This is a genomic window from Acidovorax sp. ACV01 (genome assembly GCF_014851495.1).
Lineage (GTDB): Bacteria > Pseudomonadota > Gammaproteobacteria > Burkholderiales > Burkholderiaceae_C > Acidovorax > Acidovorax radicis.
The window spans coordinates 118,005-134,576 of record NZ_JACUZT010000006.1; the positions used below are offsets into that span (position 1 = coordinate 118,005).

Annotated in this window: 22 protein-coding genes; 14 read left to right on the top strand and 8 right to left on the bottom strand. The window is 66.3% G+C overall.

Annotation, left to right across the window (positions count from 1 at the left end):
* Window positions 1-36 precede the first annotated feature (36 nt).
* The gene (locus tag IB243_RS17845) at window positions 37-636 is read right to left on the bottom strand and encodes an ATP-dependent Clp protease proteolytic subunit (RefSeq protein WP_057223471.1); all 600 of its coding nucleotides are present in this window, start codon (window positions 634-636) and stop codon (window positions 37-39) included.
* Between the two features lie 87 nt (window positions 637-723).
* Here IB243_RS17845 and IB243_RS17850 point away from each other — a divergent pair, with 87 nt between their 5' ends.
* The 3 genes from IB243_RS17850 (at window position 724) to IB243_RS17860 (ending at window position 2,507) form a co-directional block, all read left to right on the top strand.
* Entirely contained in the window at window positions 724-1,527 is an 804-nt protein-coding gene (locus tag IB243_RS17850) for a sigma-70 family RNA polymerase sigma factor (RefSeq protein WP_192428579.1), read from the top strand.
* A gap of 163 nt (window positions 1,528-1,690) precedes the next feature.
* A complete protein-coding gene (locus IB243_RS17855) occupies window positions 1,691-2,173 on the top strand; it encodes a MerR family transcriptional regulator (protein WP_057223467.1) in 483 nt (160 codons plus the stop codon).
* A complete protein-coding gene (locus IB243_RS17860; RefSeq protein ID WP_010460796.1) occupies window positions 2,100-2,507 on the top strand; it encodes a carboxymuconolactone decarboxylase family protein in 408 nt (135 codons plus the stop codon). The genes IB243_RS17855 and IB243_RS17860 overlap by 74 nt, the downstream gene beginning before the upstream one ends.
* A gap of 115 nt (window positions 2,508-2,622) precedes the next feature.
* Here IB243_RS17860 and IB243_RS17865 read toward each other — a convergent pair whose 3' ends face one another.
* Window positions 2,623-2,841: a hypothetical protein gene (locus IB243_RS17865; protein ID WP_010460793.1), complete on the bottom strand. Its 219-nt coding sequence runs from the start codon at window positions 2,839-2,841 to the stop codon at window positions 2,623-2,625.
* A 363-nt stretch (window positions 2,842-3,204) separates the two neighbouring features.
* Between IB243_RS17865 and phnD the strand changes: the two genes are divergently transcribed.
* The 6 genes from phnD (at window position 3,205) to IB243_RS17895 (ending at window position 9,518) form a co-directional block, all read left to right on the top strand.
* Entirely contained in the window at window positions 3,205-4,263 is a 1,059-nt protein-coding gene (gene phnD / locus IB243_RS17870; protein ID WP_192428580.1) for a phosphate/phosphite/phosphonate ABC transporter substrate-binding protein, read from the top strand.
* A gap of 146 nt (window positions 4,264-4,409) precedes the next feature.
* Window positions 4,410-5,123: a phosphoserine phosphatase SerB gene (gene serB, locus IB243_RS17875; RefSeq protein WP_192428581.1), complete on the top strand. Its 714-nt coding sequence runs from the start codon at window positions 4,410-4,412 to the stop codon at window positions 5,121-5,123.
* A gap of 22 nt (window positions 5,124-5,145) precedes the next feature.
* The gene (locus tag IB243_RS17880; RefSeq protein WP_192428582.1) at window positions 5,146-5,730 is read left to right on the top strand and encodes a redoxin domain-containing protein; all 585 of its coding nucleotides are present in this window, start codon (window positions 5,146-5,148) and stop codon (window positions 5,728-5,730) included.
* Window positions 5,731-5,894: 164 nt separating this feature from the next.
* Window positions 5,895-6,359, top strand: a complete 465-nt coding sequence (locus IB243_RS17885) for a (2Fe-2S)-binding protein (RefSeq protein ID WP_192428583.1) — start codon at window positions 5,895-5,897, stop codon at window positions 6,357-6,359.
* A complete protein-coding gene (locus tag IB243_RS17890) occupies window positions 6,356-8,464 on the top strand; it encodes a xanthine dehydrogenase family protein molybdopterin-binding subunit (RefSeq protein ID WP_192428584.1) in 2,109 nt (702 codons plus the stop codon). The genes IB243_RS17885 and IB243_RS17890 overlap by 4 nt, the downstream gene beginning before the upstream one ends.
* A gap of 31 nt (window positions 8,465-8,495) precedes the next feature.
* Window positions 8,496-9,518 carry a helix-turn-helix transcriptional regulator gene (locus tag IB243_RS17895; RefSeq protein ID WP_225585032.1) on the top strand — a complete coding sequence of 341 codons (1,023 nt, stop codon included), beginning with the start codon at window positions 8,496-8,498 and terminating at the stop codon, window positions 9,516-9,518.
* A 52-nt stretch (window positions 9,519-9,570) separates the two neighbouring features.
* On the opposite strand, the gene IB243_RS17900 is transcribed toward IB243_RS17895, so the two are convergent.
* Entirely contained in the window at window positions 9,571-10,113 is a 543-nt protein-coding gene (locus tag IB243_RS17900) for an Rrf2 family transcriptional regulator (RefSeq protein WP_192428586.1), read from the bottom strand.
* 90 nt (window positions 10,114-10,203) lie between these two features.
* Here IB243_RS17900 and ytfE point away from each other — a divergent pair, with 90 nt between their 5' ends.
* Entirely contained in the window at window positions 10,204-10,971 is a 768-nt protein-coding gene (ytfE, locus tag IB243_RS17905; protein WP_192428587.1) for an iron-sulfur cluster repair protein YtfE, read from the top strand.
* Entirely contained in the window at window positions 10,968-11,429 is a 462-nt protein-coding gene (locus IB243_RS17910) for a group III truncated hemoglobin (RefSeq protein ID WP_192428588.1), read from the top strand. Before ytfE ends, IB243_RS17910 begins: the two co-directional genes overlap by 4 nt.
* Window positions 11,430-11,478: 49 nt before the next feature.
* Here the strand turns inward: IB243_RS17910 and IB243_RS17915 are convergent, their stop codons facing one another.
* Window positions 11,479-11,652 (bottom strand): LiaI-LiaF-like domain-containing protein, encoded by a 174-nt coding sequence (locus tag IB243_RS17915; RefSeq protein WP_010460774.1) that lies wholly within the window; start codon window positions 11,650-11,652, stop codon window positions 11,479-11,481.
* 191 nt (window positions 11,653-11,843) lie between these two features.
* On the opposite strand from IB243_RS17915, the gene IB243_RS17920 reads away from it, so the two are divergent.
* Window positions 11,844-12,050 (top strand): hypothetical protein, encoded by a 207-nt coding sequence (locus IB243_RS17920; RefSeq protein WP_192428589.1) that lies wholly within the window; start codon window positions 11,844-11,846, stop codon window positions 12,048-12,050.
* Between the two features lie 144 nt (window positions 12,051-12,194).
* On the opposite strand, the gene IB243_RS17925 is transcribed toward IB243_RS17920, so the two are convergent.
* From IB243_RS17925 to IB243_RS17935, 3 genes are read right to left on the bottom strand one after another with little or no spacing between them, the layout of a single operon-like run.
* Complete coding sequence (locus IB243_RS17925) at window positions 12,195-12,422, bottom strand: DUF3820 family protein (protein WP_192428590.1); 228 nt, start codon at window positions 12,420-12,422, stop codon at window positions 12,195-12,197.
* Window positions 12,423-12,462: 40 nt separating this feature from the next.
* Entirely contained in the window at window positions 12,463-12,825 is a 363-nt protein-coding gene (locus tag IB243_RS17930) for a translation initiation factor Sui1 (protein ID WP_010460769.1), read from the bottom strand.
* The gene (locus IB243_RS17935; RefSeq protein WP_010460766.1) at window positions 12,822-13,292 is read right to left on the bottom strand and encodes a DUF2721 domain-containing protein; all 471 of its coding nucleotides are present in this window, start codon (window positions 13,290-13,292) and stop codon (window positions 12,822-12,824) included. The genes IB243_RS17930 and IB243_RS17935 overlap by 4 nt, the downstream gene beginning before the upstream one ends.
* A 234-nt stretch (window positions 13,293-13,526) precedes the next feature.
* Here IB243_RS17935 and IB243_RS17940 point away from each other — a divergent pair, with 234 nt between their 5' ends.
* A complete protein-coding gene (locus IB243_RS17940) occupies window positions 13,527-14,816 on the top strand; it encodes a DEAD/DEAH box helicase (RefSeq protein WP_192428591.1) in 1,290 nt (429 codons plus the stop codon).
* A gap of 51 nt (window positions 14,817-14,867) precedes the next feature.
* Here the strand turns inward: IB243_RS17940 and IB243_RS17945 are convergent, their stop codons facing one another.
* Window positions 14,868-15,212, bottom strand: coding sequence for a DUF6172 family protein (locus IB243_RS17945; RefSeq protein WP_010460762.1), 345 nt, complete (start codon window positions 15,210-15,212; stop codon window positions 14,868-14,870).
* A gap of 91 nt (window positions 15,213-15,303) precedes the next feature.
* On the opposite strand from IB243_RS17945, the gene IB243_RS17950 reads away from it, so the two are divergent.
* Window positions 15,304-16,566, top strand: coding sequence for a sensor domain-containing diguanylate cyclase (locus IB243_RS17950; RefSeq protein WP_192428592.1), 1,263 nt, complete (start codon window positions 15,304-15,306; stop codon window positions 16,564-16,566).
* Window positions 16,567-16,572: the final 6 nt, after the last annotated feature.

The following is a 16,572-nucleotide window of genomic DNA, read 5'->3' on the forward strand; positions in this document are numbered from 1 at the left end:
GACAAGAGGACAAGAGATGTCCTACGCGGCAAAGACTCAAGCGCCCCGCAGCTCGGTCTTGCGCTCGATGATGCGCGTGATCAACCCATACTCCACCGCCTCCTCGGCCGGCAGCCAGCGGTCCCGCTCGATATCGACCAGCACCACTTCCAGCGGCTTGCCGGTCTCGCGCGCGATGGTGCGTGCGATGCGCTCGCGGGCCTTGACGATCTCCTGCGCCTGGATGGCGATGTCACTGGCGGGACCACCCGTGCCACCACTGGGCTGGTGGATCAGGAAGCGCGTGTTGGGCAGACAATACCGCCGCTCGCGGGGCGCCGCCAGAAAAAGATGGGTGGCCGCGCTGCCGACCCAGCCAGTGCCGATCATGTTCACCGGCGCAGCGATAAAGCGCAGGATGTCGTGAATGGCATCGCCCGATTCGAGATGGCCTCCGGGCGAACTCACCAAAACATCGATGGGATCGGCACTTTCAGCGTCCAGCGCAATGAGCCGGCGCGTCACATCCGCCGCCATGGCGTCGGTGACGGTGCCAAAGATCAACAGGGTGCGCGCCTTGAAGGCTTTTTCTTCCAGGTAAGACGTGCGTGGCTCGGTGCTGCGGGATGGCTCGGGAGTGTCTGGGGTGGTGTTCATGGAAAGGTTCGGGGAGTTGAACTGCCTTGACGAACGAGACGCGGCTTGCGTGACACACAGCCCGCTGGCCTATGGCAAGATTTGCCGATGCACGATGACCGCCTGCGTCCCCTGATCGAAGCCAACCGCCACCGCCTGGTGCGCGCCGCCACCCGCCTGCTGGGCCCGGCAGAGGCAGAAGATGCCGTGCAGGACGCTTATGTCCGCGCACTGGAGGCGGGCGCCACAACCGAACTCAACGCCGCACAGGCCTGGCTGCTCACGGTGGTGCGCAACCTGGCCATCGACCGCCTGCGGCGGCGCCAGTGGATGCAGCACTGGCTGGCGGAGGCCAACGATGCCCGCAACGGCGTTGAACCCGCGCACACCTCTGCCGAAGAGGATGCAGCGTTGGCGCAAGAAGCCACCCGAGCGCTGCGCCACCTGGCCGCCCACCTGGCACCGGCCGAGGGCGCCGCCGTGCTGCTGCACGAAGTGTTCGAGGCCAGCCATGCAGAGATCGCCCTGGCCAGCGGCAAGACCGAGGCCGCCAGCCGCCAACAACTGCGGCGGGCCTTGCTGCGGCTGCGGCAGTCGGGCGACACACCGCAGCCCGAGATCGACTCCGGTGAAGAGACGGTTTTGCGGCGGTACCTGCAGTCACTGCAATGGCGAGACCCACAAACGCTGTGGGCCATGCTCAACCAGCCGCCGATCAGCGCGCTGGCGGGGTTCCACGCGATGGCAGTGCCCGACGCGGTGGCTCCACGCACCACCACCACCACCACCACCAGCGGCGTGGTGCAGATGGGCGGCCAGCTGGGCCTGGTGCTCACGCTCGACGGCGTCACGCTGTGTGTGCTGCCGCTGGGTGTGCGGGCGGCATGCGACCTGGAAGCCGCGCTGCGGTAAGAACCTGTTCTGGCGGCGGCAATCACCGGGCAGCGGCTGTGCCAGCTGCCTGCACCGTCACGAAGACCTGGCCCCGTGCACCCTCAACACTTGTCGACAGCGACGGGACAAGCCGTCAATGAGCGCTTGACTTAGAGTGCGCTCCAACTTTCAGAATGTTCCCATGGCATCCCTCCTCACCATTGCCGAAGTCGCAAAACGCACCGGCCTGACCGCGCACACCCTGCGCTACTACGAGCGCGCAGGCCTGATCGCGCCCGTAGCGCGTGCGCCCGGTGGCCAGCGCCGTTATGCGGCTTCGGACATGGAATGGATCGGATTCCTGCTGCGCCTGCGCGAGACCCAGATGCCCATCGGGCAGATGCAGGCCTTCGCGCGGCTGCGCAGCGAAGGGAACACAACCACCCCCGAGCGGCGCGAGCTGCTGGAGCAGCATCTCGCGCAAGTGCTCGCCACGATCAGTGCCATGCAGCAGTCCGCACAGGCGCTTCAAGCCAAGATCGCGCACTACCGGGATCTGGAAGCTTCCCTTCGCCACACGCCACAACCGTCACCCAGCCAAGGAAGCACCCATGTCCCCCGAAACCAATCCACGTTATCTCCAGGGCCTCGCCAAGTTGCGCGAGATCGACGGACAAGCCGGTGAGCACGTCATTGCCAGCCTGGCCGACATTGCCCCCGACTTCGCCCGCTATCTGATCGAGTTCCCCTTCGGCGACATCTATTCCCGCCCCGGGCTGGACCTGCGCAGCCGCGAGATCGCGGTGGTTGCCGCGCTCACGGCGCTCGGCAACGCAGCACCCCAACTCAAAGTGCACCTGCAGGCGGCGCTGAACGTGGGCGTCACACGCGAGGAAATTGTGGAAGTCATCATGCAGATGGCTGTCTACGCGGGATTCCCGGCGGCACTCAACGGGCTGGCAGCGGCGCGCGAGGTGTTCGCAGCGGCCGATGCCCCAGCAGAAACGGCGGCTGCCTAAACCTCCGCCCTGCCGCCGAAAGCACCGCGCAAACGGCCACAGCCACGTGGCGAATACCCCCGTGGCAGGCGGCGCCGGTGCGCGCGTCAACCCGCCGGCGACAGGGCGGGCTGCGTCAACCCAGCGCCAGACTGCCGGCATCCAGCGCCGGAGGGCGCAACAGGTCTTCGTCGATGCCCATCACCCGGCTGGCACGCTCCACGGCCTGCCACAGCGGCGCGGGCATCTGAAGAATCTCTTCGGGCGATGCAGAGCGTGCGATCCATGCACTGATCTCCCCGTGCTGCTCGCTCGTCAGCAAATCCAGGTTCAGCATTTCGTCAATGGTCTTCATCGGGGCTTGTTAGCTTGTTGGTTGGTAGGGGCTGGCCCCCATGGACCACCGCGGAGGCTACCTGACAAACATGCTGTCCGCAGCGTCGATCTCAAGCCCGGCCGAATCGCTCAGCCCCTCGCCGCCGGCATTGAGCGGCAATCATTAATCCCATAATCGCCAATATCTCCACCACAGTATTTATACCAAGCATTATTGAAAGCCAATTGAAAGATAACCATTACCCAAGGGTTCTCACCGATTTGCGCGCATGGCGCCACTGCCACTATATTCCACACCAATGCCAAAAACCTGATCAACGGATTTAAAGCAGTCATTATCCGGCGTGCCGGATTTCAGAAAATAATCTTGAGGAGATTTTCAATGGTGCATGTCGACGCGCATTGGAGCCGCAGACGCTGGCTGGTTGCCGGCGGGCTGTTGCCGTTGGTGCCGCCTTGGGGCCACGCCGCTCCATCGTCGCCATCTGCCACCGCTGCGACAGGCGACACGCGCAAATCGCCACTCGTGTTTGCAGTGATCACCCCCAGAGGCTCCGACGCCGCTGTGGCGGCCTGGACATCCTTTGTGAAAAGGGTGTCGCAGGAGCTGGGGCAGCCCATCACCCTCAAGGCATGGGTATCGCCCGACTCAGCCGCGTTGGCGAACGCATTTGCCAATGGCGAGATCGACCTGGCCTGGGTGGGCAACTCCGCAGCACTGGCGGTGGTGGAGCGGGGTGTGGGCGAGGTCTTTGCCCAGATGGTGACCGACACCGGCAGCACCGGCTACCACGCCATCATCGTGACGCACAAGGACAGCGGCCTCAAGACCCTGGACGCGGCCCAGCAGCCCGGCAAGGGCCTGGTCTTTGCCGATGGCGAGACCAAGAGCTTCTCGGGCCACCTGGTGCCGCTGTACTACGCCTTCGTCAAGCGGGGTATCAACGACCCGGCCAGCCTTTACAAGGAGGTGCGGCGCGGCAGCCACATCGACAATCTGACCCTGGCCGCGCAACGCAAGGTGGACCTGGCCACCGCCAATGATGAAGAACTCAAGATGTTCAAGACCAAAGATCCGGACCTGGCCAGTCAACTGAATATCCTGTGGACATCGCCGGTAATACCACAATCTCCGCTGATCTGGTCGACATCCCTTTCGCTGGATTTACGCCGCAGGATTCAGCAGGTCATTACGTCTTTCGGAAAGCACAACGCGCTGGACGAGGAAGTCTTGAAACAGGTCAACAACCTTTCAGCCTTCAGAAAATCCCGAAACTCCCAGCTCATCACCGCTGGCGACATCGACATGTTCGTGGCGTGGCAGCAGGTCAATCGCAGCAAGGACCTGTCCGAGGCCGAGAAAGCCCAGCGCATCCGCGCCATCAGCGAACGGGCTTCGCGCCTGGAGCTGCGCCTGAAGCTCCCGCCCAGCGTGCTGTAGCAGGGCACACATTGCAGACCGAAGGGCAGGTAGCGGGCACCCGGACGCAGATGCCGACCTTCGCCCGCCGCCGCCTGTGGCAATCGGCGCGGGCGATACCATTGCGGGTTGTGCACCCCCGATAAAAACGAACCCCACGTTCTGCCATGACCCACGCTACCGAATTCGCGCCCGGCCTTGTTGTCCAGGGCATCGTGCCCCCGCTGTCCCTCTCGAGCTACAAGCTCATCGCGTTTGACATGGACTCCACCCTCATCAACATTGAGTGCGTGGACGAAATCGCCGACGCCGCAGGCCGCAAGGCCGAGGTGGCTGCCATCACCGAAGCGGCCATGCAGGGCGTGATCACCGATTACAAAGAGAGCCTGCGCCAGCGCGTGGCCCTGCTCAAGGGCGTGACGGTGCAGCACATGGAACAGGTGTTCACCGAGCGCCTGCGCTTCAACCCCGGTGCCAAGGAGCTGATCGCCGCCGCCAAGGCCGCAGGCCTGACCACGCTGCTGGTATCGGGCGGCTTCACCTTTTTTGCCGACCGCGTGAAGGCCGGGCTGGGCATTGATTTCGCCCGCTCCAACATGCTCGAAGTGCAAGATGGCCAACTCACCGGCCGCATGGTGGACCAGGCCTGGGGCGACATCTGTGATGGCGCCGAAAAGCGCCGCACGCTGCTGGAAGTGGCTTCGCTCATGGGCATCTCGCCGCAGCAGGCGATTGCCGTGGGCGACGGCGCCAATGACTTGCCCATGATGGGCGCGGCCGGCCTGTCGGTGGCTTACCACGCCAAGCCCGCCGTGCGCGCGCAGGCCAAGGTGGCCATCAACCAGGGCGGGCTGGACCGGCTGCTGGAAGTGCTGCGCTGATTCGCAACACCACGGCCCCGCCATGCTGAAGGCCCTCGCCTCACGCGCTGCACAGTCCTTGCGCAAAAACTGGAAGCAGCACCTGGCGACCCTCGCGCTCGCCTGGATCGCCATCGTGGCGGTAGACACCTGGCGCATGCGCGACCTGCCCCAGGGCCCTGCGCCCGATGTGGCGCTGGTGATGGCCCCCAGCGCTGGCGCCACCGCCCCCACCACCCTGGCCCAGTGGCGCGCCCAGCACCCCGGCCAGGCCGTGGCCGTGCATTTCTGGGCCGAATGGTGTGCAGTCTGCAAGCTCGAAGAGCCCAGCATCGCCAGCCTCTCCTCCGACTGGCCCCTGCTGGGCGTGGCCATGCAGTCGGGCAACGCCGAGCGGGTGGCGCAGGTGCAGCGCCAGCGCAGCATGGCCTGGCCCACGGCGGTGGACCCGCAGGCCACCCTGTCGCGCAGTTGGGGCGTGCGCTCCGTGCCCGCGCTGGTGGTGATCGACGCGCACGGCCAGGTGCGGTTTGCCACCTCGGGCTACACGCCCGAATGGGCCATGCGCCTGCGGCTGTGGTGGGCGCAGACCATGCCGCAGTGGAAAGCATTGCTTCCAAAACAATAGCTGCTTGCGCTTTATGGACGCGCGCAGACGGCAATTTTTACCACTATTTTTTGCTCCACCGGGCGCCCTATGCCCTAATGCGCCGCGCTGCGTGTGGCGCAAATCTTCAAGACCCGTCACCCCCGTCCTTTGCACACTGGCCCCGTCACACCCACGGAGGCCATATGCACATCACCCTGAACCAACAAACCCAGCCGGTGCCCCCCGGCTGGGAGGACGAACCCCTGCTCTGGCTGCTGCGCGAGCCCCTGGGCCTGACGGGCACCCGCTTTGGCTGCGGCATGGGCCAATGTGGCGCCTGCACCGTGCTCATCGACGGCCAGGCGCAGCGCGCCTGCCTGCACACGGCACGCGGGTTGCAAGGGCGCACCATCACCACCATCGAAGGCCTGGCCGCGCCCGACGGCACGCTGCACGCCGTGCAACAGGCCTGGCTGGACCTGCGCGTGCCCCAGTGCGGCTACTGCCAGAGCGGCCAGATCATGGGCGCCGTGGCCCTGTTGCGCGCCACCCCCCGCCCCACCGATGCGCAGATCGACACCGCCATGTCGGCACACCTGTGCCGCTGCGGCACCCAGCACCGGGTGCGCGCGGCCATCCACCAGGCTGCCGAGGGTGCGAAGCCATGAAGCGCCGCCAGTTTTTGGCAGCGGCAGGCGCCGGGGTACTCACCGTCACGCTCGCGGGCTGCAGCCTGGTGCCGGTGATCCCCAAGCGCCCCACATCCACCGCCGATGACGCGCTGGGCTGGATACGCCACAAAGAGGGCCGCTACACCCTGTGGCTGCCCAGCGCCGAAATGGGCCAGCAGATCAGTGCCGCACTGCAGGGCTTGGCAGCCGCCGAGCTGGGTGTGCCTCCCGCGCAGGTCCATCTGCAACTGCCCAGCACCCGCCACATCGCCCGCGTGCGCGCCACCGTGGGCAGCGCCAGCGTGCAGGACTTTGCACTGCCCCTGGCACGCGCCTGCGCCACGCTGCGCGAGGCTCTGGCGCAAGGCCAGACCATGGGCACGTTGGCGGCGCGCGACATCCCGGTCGGCGCACTGCGCAGCCTGCAACCGCCCACAGGGACGCACCGGCCCACGCCTCCCGCACCCGGTCAGCTGCACGCCCTCGTCACCGGCCAGCCGCTGTTTGCAGGCGACACGCGCCTGCCCGGCCTGCTCTACGGCCGCGTGCTGCGCGCACCGGTGTCGGCCGAAATCACCTCGCGCCCGCAGGCATGGGACGCGGCAACCGCCCGCGCCGACCCGGCCTGCGTGGCCGTGGTGCAGCACCCGCGCCTCGCGCAGATGGGCAGCCTAGGCCTCGGCATCGTGGCGCGCACCCCCTCGGCGCTCGACCGCATCGAGGCCGCCCTGGCCGTGCAGTGGCAGGTGGAAGATGGCAGCGCCTTCGAGCAGGCGGCCATCGACGAGCGCATCGACATCGACACCCACCTGCGCCGGGGCGCGCTGCAGCACCGCCTGCGCAAGGACGAGCTGCCCACAGACACTGAATGGACGCTGGACCTGCGCATGGACATCCCCCTGGCCGCCCACGCCCCCATCGAGCCGCGCAGCGCCACAGCGCAGTGGCTGGCCGCTGCAGACAAAGGCATCACCCTGAAGGTATGGGCGGGCACGCAGGACCTGTTCTACGTGCGCGACGTGCTCGCTCGCCAGCTGGGCCTGGATGCGGAACGCATCGAGGTCCAGGCCTGCCGCATCGGCGGCGGCTTTGGCGGCCGCACGCTGTGCACGGTGGAGCTGGAGGCCGCCGTGCTCGCCCAGGCTGTAGGGGCACCCGTCAAGGTGCAATGGAGCCGTGCGCAGGAGTTCGCCCAGGGCTTCCAGCGCCCGCCCTCCAGCCACCGTGTGCGGGCACGGGTGCAAGGCGGGCGCATCACGCACTGGTGGCACGCCTTTGCCAGCAGCCACATCCTGCTCACACCCGCCGCCATGCCGGTGTGGATGCAGAACCTGGCCGACCTGGTGGGCGACAGCGGCGTGGCGCGCGGGGCGCAGATGCCATACGACGTGCCCCAGCAGCGCATCGAGTTCACCGCCCAGCGCCTGCCCGTGCACACCGGCCCCTGGCGCGGCCTGGGCGCGGGGCCCAACACCCTGGTGGTGGAAAGCGCCATGGACGAATGTGCGCGCCACGCCGGGGCCGACCCCCTGGCCTGGCGCCTTTTGCACACTACCGACGAGCGCCTGGCCCAGGTGCTGCGCCGCGCCGCCGCCGAGGCCCGCTGGCCCGAGCGCCCCGCCAGCGACGCCACCACCCTGCGCGGGCGCGGCATCGCAGGCGGCATCTACAAGGGCGTGAGCTACGCCGCCGCCGTGGCCGACGTGGAGGTGCAGCGGGCCACCGGCCAGGTGCGTGTGGTGGCGCTGTGGTGCGCGCACGACTGCGGCCTGGTGCTGCAGCCCGACGGCGTGCGCGCGCAGACCGAGGGCAACCTCGTGTGGTGCCTGGGCATGGTGCTGCACGAGCAGTTGCCCGTGGCCCGCTCGGGCGTGGCCGCCGCCAGCTTTGCCGACTACCCGCTGCCACGCATGGGCTACGTGCCCCTGCTGCATGTGCACCTGATCGACAGCAGCGCGCCACCCACAGGCGCCGGAGAAACCGCCATGGTGGCCGGGACCGGCGCCATGGCCAACGCGCTGCGCGACGCCACCGGCGTTCGCTTTACCCGCCTGCCGGTGCGCAGCGAGGATGTACTCCGTGCCCTGGGCGCACAGGGCTGAACGCCCCAACAAGCAACGGCACAATCCGCCCATGCAAGACTTTGCCAGCGCCGCCATGGTCCGCCTGCTGGTGCGCGCCATGCGCGCGCAGGGCCTGGACCCGCCGCCGCCAGGCATGGACGGGCTGCAAGGCAGCCATGTACCGCTGGTCTACAAACGCAGCGTGGTCGAAGCCGTGTTGCACCAGGGCGGCCTGGGCACACTGCTGCAGCTGGCACAGCGGGTGGACCTGCTCGCGGGCGACCCCGTGCACCGCGCCCTGCTGGGCGCGACCTGCGTGCCCGAGCTGCTGACACGCTGGCAACGGCTGGAGCGGTACGTACATTCGCGCCACCAAGTCAGCATCCTGGCCAGCGCACCCGGCACCCTGGCGCTGCACCACCACGCGCGCCCTGATGTGCTTGAAACGCCCCTGCCCACGGAAAGCCTCGCCGTGCTCGGCGTGCTGATGGGCGCCAGCCACGCCATGGGCGTCCGGGGGCTGCAAGTGGACCTCGGTGCACCCGAGGCCCCTGCTCAACGCGTGAACCTGCGGATTGGAGTCCCTGCCACCGCGCCAACCGAGCTGCACGCGCAACTGGCACCGCTGGCCGCGCAAGGGCGGATGGGCCATTGGACCTTGCGTTGGGAAGTGCACACAGACGAAGGCAAGGCCCCCATCGCCCCCGCCCTGGAGCCCCAGCCCGCCACCCACCTGTGCGACGCCCTGCCCTGGCCGCCGCTGGCGCACCAGCTGGCGCGCCATGTGCTGCAGGACCTGGCAGCGCAGCACACGGTGGATGCACTGGCCCAGCACACGGGCCTGGCCCGCCGCAGCCTGCAGCGGGCGCTGACCGAACGCGGCCTGAGCTGCCGCCACATCGTGACCGAGGCACGCGCGCGTCTGGCGGCCCAGTGGCTGCTGGACAGCCCACATGGCTTGGCAGAAATCGGGTTCGCCTGCGGCTTTGCCGACCAGCCCCACTTCACGCGCGAGTTCGCCCGCCACGTGGGCCTGACACCCGCCCGCTATCGGCAGGCCTTTGCAGGGGTCATCGCGTCCGGCGGTGGGTAACTACAAATTAAATAGCTAAAAACCCATACCCATCAAGCGCTAGCAGCCATTTTTATTCAATTTCTGATGCTGCCGATGGCAACCCCGCCACCGGCAAGCGCCGGCGCGGCGTGGCGCCGTTGCGTGGCAGCGCCACGGTGGGCAGCAGGGCACGCACAGCGCCCCCGCCCGCAGATGCAGGCCCAGCAGGGGGGGCCATCAGATCCTCCAGCGTCACGCCATCCAGCACCGCCAGATAGGCCTGCATGGCCTGCCAGAGCACGCCTTTGAGGCGGCAATGGCTGCTCAAGCGGCACTGGTTGGTGGCAGGGTCAAAACACTCCACCAGGTTGAAATCGGTTTCGGTGGCGCGCACCACCGCACCGATGTTAATGGCGGAAGCGGGCAGCATCAGCCGCATGCCGCCGCCCCGCCCGCGGGTGGTCTCCAGCAGGCCCTGTGCAGACAACTGCTGCACGATTTTCATCAGGTGGCTGCGCGAAATGCCGTAGCCCTCGGCCACCTCGGTGATGGTCACCGGCTGCTCGCGGCCTTCGGTGGCCGCGCAGTACATGAGCACGCGCAGCGTGTAGTCCGTCCATTGGGTCAGGCGCATGGAATTTGCCCCAGGTCAATTAAAAGATGTATCTCGTTGGAATTTTATTGGATAAAATATTCACATCAAATGAATCTTTAAAGGACCACCATGAACGCCCGCGTTGATCATCTGGAAGCCGCCCCTCTCGCCCCCGCCCCCCTCAGCACCGAGCAGCAGATCGGCCAGATCGCGGTGCAACTGCCGGGCGCCACCGCCGTGTTCCGGCGGCTCAAGATCGACTTTTGCTGCGGCGGCCAGGTCAGCCTGGCCAAGGCGGCTGCCGACAAGGGGCTGGATGCCAACGCCGTGCTGGCAGAACTGGCAGCCCTGCAACGCAGCGATGCCGTGCCCGAAGCCGCCTCGCCCAGCGCGCTCATCGACCACATCCTGGTCCGCTACCACGAGGTGCACCGGGCCCAATTGCCCGAACTGATCCGCATGGCCCGCCGCGTGGAAGCCGTGCACCGCGACAACCCGCATGTGCCCGCCGGGCTGGCCGACCACCTCGAAGAAATGCACGAAGAACTGCTGTCGCACATGCTCAAGGAAGAACAGGTGCTGTTCCCCATGCTCAAGGCCGGCAGCAACCCGTTTGTGGGCCAACCCATTGGCATGATGCGCGCCGAACATGTGGACCACGGCGAAGCACTGGACAAGCTCAACGCCTTGACCAACGACGCCACGCCCCCCCAAGGCGCCTGCAATACCTGGCGCGCGCTGTATGCGGGCATTGCCCAGCTGGGCGATGACCTCATCAACCACATCCACCTCGAAAACAACGTGCTGTTCCCCCAGTTTGAAGCCAGCGCGGCCCCCTCGCAGGGTTGTGGTCCGTCAGGTTGCGCCTGCAGCGGTGGGGGCACACTGCAGGCATGAACCTGCAAACCACGTCACCCGAGGGTCTTGGGGCACACGCACCACCCAGCGTGGAAAGCATCACGCGGCTGGTGCATGGTTTTTATGGAGATGTGCGCCAGGACCCGCTGCTGGGGCCTGTGTTTGAAAAGGCCCTGCACGGCCAGTGGGACACCCACCTGCAGCGGCTGGTGGACTTCTGGAGCACCGTGGCACTTGGCACGCGCAGCTTCAAGGGCGACGTGTTTGGCAAACACATGGCGCTGGAGGGCGTCACGCCCGCCCACTTTGCCGCCTGGGTGGGACTCTGGCAGCAGCACACCAGCCGCCTGTTTGCCCCCGAGGTGGCGCGCGACCTGCAAGTGGCAGCACACGGGATTGCGCGCAATTTGTTCCGGGGCTACTTTGGCAGCGATCCGGCGTTTGCGCCGACCCGCAGCGAAGATAACGAGCACGGGCCGCAGCCTCGGGACGGCTGAAAGGCAAGGGGGCTTTACCCCGTCGACATCTTCGCGCCTGTGCCAAGGCCTATTTGCCCTTGGTCCCCGGTGTGAAAAACAACGCCAGGCCCACCGCAATCAGCGCCACAGGCCACCACACCCGCAGCAGTTCGCGCAGGCTGATGCTGATCAGCCCGAGATTGGTCAGCAGAAAAAACACGCCCAGCACGACCAGAACGATCGCAGCAATATTGCCCTTCATGTGTATTCCCTCGGAGTGGTGAGTTGGTATGGAATGCGATTATGGCGGCATGCAGACTGCATTGGAGGCCCGAAAGCTCAAGACTGTGAAGCTGGCAGCAGCGCGCCACCGGCGGCGCCAATGGCATGCCTCCACGCCCCGAACGCGGGTGAGAGTTCATACTGAGGCTCTCAAAAAATCAGGAGAACAGCATGACCCAAAACGCGGACATCGTCCTTGCGCGGGAGCTCTATCGCGCCAGCGAACTCGCCAGGAAACAGGTGATAGAAGCCCAGAGCCTGGCGAAGGATCTGTTTCCCGGAGCCGACCACTCGCGCGCCGATATTCTCGCCATCGCGCAACTCATTGCGATCAACTACGCTGGCTTGTACAGCAACACAGGCCAACAAAAGGTCTGACGGGCGCGCAGCCCCATCCCGCGTGGTGCTTGTGGCTGGTGCAAGGACCTGCACGGGCTTGGCAGATCCTCCGCGTTCCCTGGCCAAGGCACGGGCCGATGCGCATCGTGCATCACGCAGGCGCGCGCCCCGCGCAACCAACGATCAATTGTCCAGCCCGCGCGCCCCACGCAACGGTTTAAGCAGGTCTGACAAACCATTGTGGTCAATCTCATGCATCAGCGCCAGCAACTGGCCCAGCTCGCCTTTGGGAAAACCCTCGCGCGCAAACCAGTTCAGGTAGTTGCCCGGCAAATCGGCCAACACCGTGCCTTTGTATTTGCCATAGGGCATCTGCAGGGTGACCAGACGCTGGAGTTTTTCGGTGTCCATCACGGTGCCTCCTTGCGGGCCTTCTCACGCAGCCCGCGCATCAGCCGCCCGCGCGCTTGACCTTGTGGCCCAGCTTCTGCAGGGCGGCCATCACGCGCTCCACATGGTCGCCCTGGACTTCGATCACGCCGTCCTTCACCGTGCCGCCGCTGCCACAGGCGGCCTTGAGCTGCTTGCCCAGTTGCTCAAGCGCGGCCCCGTCCACCAGCACGCCCTTGACCAAGGTCACGGCCTTGCCGCCACGGCCCTTGGTTTCGCGCGAGATACGCACAATGCCATCGCCCGTGGGCAGGGGTTGGTTCTGCTGGCAGGTGCACTGCGCCACGGGTTGGCGGCAGCCGGGGCACATGCGGCCCGACTCGGTGGAATACACCAGGCCGCCCAGGTCGGCAAACGACTTCATGGCTTTTTCCCTTCCACCTCTTGCTGCAACATGTGAAAGTTGAGCAACCGGGTGGCCAGCAGCGTCTCGGTCAGAAAACACACCAGCGCCAGCAAAAACGACGCTACGCCTGCCAGAAAGCCCCCCACGGCGAACCGGCTGGACTGAAAGTCGGTCGTCTCCCCCAGGAACAGCAGGATGATGGTGGTGCCAATCAGGAACGCGCAGAACGTGAGCAACCCGATACAGCCGTTTGCCAACCGCCCGCGCAGCCGCAGGTCGGCCAGCTCGTTGTAGGCGCGGGCCAGAAACTCGGGCTCGGTGTTGGCGCGGGCGCGGTCTTCCACCACGCGGGCCCGATCGATGATGCGGGCCAGCCGGCCCGCAACGGCACCGATCATGCCGGACACGGCCGTGAGCAAAAACACAGGGGCCACCGCCAGCTGGATGCCGTGGGTGATGGCAGAGGAGTCGAGGGTCAGAGCCATGGGTGTAGAAAAATGGGGAAAGGTCGGCGAACCGCCGGTGGCTCGATTATCGGTGGCGACCGCACAGGACGAAAACCAATCCCAGTGAGCCCAACGCCCCGCGATGCGCCCGCGGCGCGGCAACTGCTGGCCCCATGCGCAGGCCACAGTGGCAACTGCGGCGACAATCTCCCCATCTTTTCCCGTTCGCGCTGTCGTGCGTTGCCTTTTCAACGCCGCTCCAGCGCCGCCCCCATGCCCTTTGCCTCCCTCGGTCTGTCCCCTGCCCTTGTCCACGCTGCCGAAAAAGCGGGCTTTTTAGCGCCCACGCCCATCCAGGCGGGGGCCATCCCGGCCATCCTGCAAGGGGCTGACCTGCTGGGCGCAGCACAAACGGGTTCGGGCAAAACCGCCGCTTTCGCGCTGCCCCTTCTGCAGCAGCTGCAGCTGAGCGCCACCAGCGGCCCGCGCCGCGTGCGCGCCCTGGTGCTGGTGCCCACGCGCGAACTGGCCGCCCAGGTGGGCGAGGTGCTGCGCAGCCTGGCCCAGCACCTGCAGCAGCCGCTGAAGGTGGCCATCGTGTTCGGCGGCGTATCGATCAACCCGCAGATGCTCGGCCTGCGCGGCGGCGCCGACATCGTGGTGGCCACCCCGGGCCGCCTGTTGGACCTGGTGGAGCACAACGCGCTGCGACTGTCCGCAGTGGCACACCTGGTGCTCGACGAGGCCGACCGCCTGCTGGACCTGGGCTTCGCCGAAGAGTTGACGCGTGTGCTGGCGCTACTGCCCGCCCAGCGGCAGAACCTGTTCTTTTCAGCCACCTTTCCCACCGCCGTGCAGGCGCTGGCGGATGGCCTGCTGAAAAACCCGGTGCGCGTGGAGGTGCCCCACACCCCAGGCTACGAGCCCGCCATCGAGCAACGCGCCATTGCGGTGGACGCGGTGCGCCGCACCCAGCTGCTGCGGCACCTGGTCAAGGAACACAGCTGGTCGCGCGTGCTGGTGTTTGTGGCCACGCAATACGCGGCCGAGCACGTGGCCGAAAAGCTCTACAAGGCGGGCATCTTTGCCACGCCTTTTCACGGAGGCCTGAGCCAGGGCGCGCGCAAACAGGTGCTGCAGGAGTTCAAGGACGAACGCTGGCAGGTGGTGGTGACCACCGACCTGGCGGCACGCGGCATCGACATTGCGCAGCTGCCTGCCGTGGTCAACTACGACCTGCCCCGTTCGGCAGTGGACTACGTGCACCGCATCGGCCGCACGGGCCGCGCGGGTGAGAGTGGTATGGCCGTGAGCTTTGTGACGGCCGATGCCGAAGCGCATTTCCGCCTGATCGAAAAGCGCCAGCATCTGAGCCTGCCGCGCGAACAGATTGCAGGCTTTGAACCCACCGAGGCCCCTCCGCCCGCATCGGCCACCGATCCCCAGGGCACCGGCGGCATCAAAGGCAAACGGCCCAGCAAGAAAGACAAGCTGCGCGCCGCAACGGCCACAGCAGCAGCCACGGCGGAATCCGCCCCCACCGCCCACAAAAAAGGCTCCTGAAAGGAGCCTTTGGAAGAACGGTGCAGGGCGGCCGCCAAGGTGCCGGCAGGTTCAGGCCGCTTCGTCGCCTTCGTCCATGCCATCCCCCTCAGCGCCTTGCGCCTCGCCCGGCAGCCGTGGCTTGCGCTTGGCGGGCTTGGCCAGGACTTCGACATAAAACTGGGCACCGCCTTCGGCCGCCACCTCATTGATGAGGCCGGTGAGGGCCGACAGGTGTGCAACCACAGCCTCTTCTTTGGTGCGGCCAAACTGGCAGTCAAAGTCCCAGAAGTCGGCGCCTTCGGGGAGGTCGCGGCGCCGTTCGCGCTTGATGTACTTGCGGATTTCGTGCTTGACGGCATCCAGAACGCGGTCGCGGTTCTTGCCTTCAACGTGGAGTTGGAAAGTTTTTCTCATGGGCGATGGTACCGCCTGCCGCAGACATGGATTCCAATCCAGGCACCCAAGTGCCACAATGGAACATTACTTTTGGTTACCACCAAGCCCGATGTTCCACGACCTCCGTCTGCTGCAAATGCTGCCAGCGGCTTTGCTCGTCACGCAGGAGGGCACCATCCGCTTTGCCAATGTGGCCAGTGCGCAGTTGCTGGAGGCCCACAGCACCGACATCCTCATCGGGCGACCGTATGGCGAATTCGTACACCCCGTGGACTTGCAACGCTCCAGCAACCGCGTTCAGCAGGTGGCCGAGCCCCCGCAGGCCGGCCAGCCCAACAAGCCGTCGGAGTTCCGCATTCGCACTGTGCATGGCAATCTGCGCATGGTGCTGATCACCAGCGTGGCCATTGAGTGGGAGGGAGCCCCCGCCGTGCTGATGTGCGGCCTGGACATGACCCACCAGAGCGAGATCGAGGCCCAGCTGCGTGAGAGTGAGCAGAACTTCCGCCGCCTGTTCGAGAACCTGCAGGATGTCTACTACCGCACCAATGCCCAAGGCGTGGTGCAACATGTAGGCCCTGGCGTGCGGCGGGTACTGGGCTACGAGCCCCACGAGATCGAAGGCCGCACGGCCGAGTCCTATTACCCGCAGAGCTCCGACCGCGACGCATTCAAGGCCGCCATCCTGAAAAACGGCGAGGTATCGGACTTTCCGGGCCAGATGGTGCGGCGTGACGGCACCGTGATCGATATCTCCATCAGCAGCCATGCCCTGTACGACCATACCGGAAATTTTGCGGGGGTCGAGGGCATCTACCGTGACGTGACGCAGCGCAAGAACCTGGAGCGCGAGCTGCACCGCCTGGCCACGACCGACATGCTCACCGGCATGGCCAACCGCCGCGCGTTTCTGGAATGCGCCGAGTCGGTGTATGAACACTCACGCAGCAACGGCGAGCCACTCGCGCTGCTGATGATGGACCTTGACCACTTCAAATCCATCAACGACCGCTTTGGCCATCTGGAAGGCGACCGCGCCCTGGTGGCCTTTTCCCAAGCCGTCAAAAGCCAGCTGCGCGCCAGTGACGCCGTGGGGCGCCTGGGCGGCGAAGAGTTTGGCGTGTTGCTGCCGCTGACCAGCATGGACGAGGGCCTGGAAGTGGCAAGGCGCATCCTGCACGGCGTTCGCGCCCTGCAGCTCGGCGATGAAACAGGCCACACCTACGGCATCACGGCCAGCCTGGGCCTGAGCACCTTCCGCCAGGCGGACCGCAGCCTGCGCGACATGCTCGACCGCGCTGACCAGGCGCTGTACCTGGCCAAGCACCAGGGGCGCAACCAGATCGCTTCGCTGGAACCCCTGGGCGAATAGCGGTGG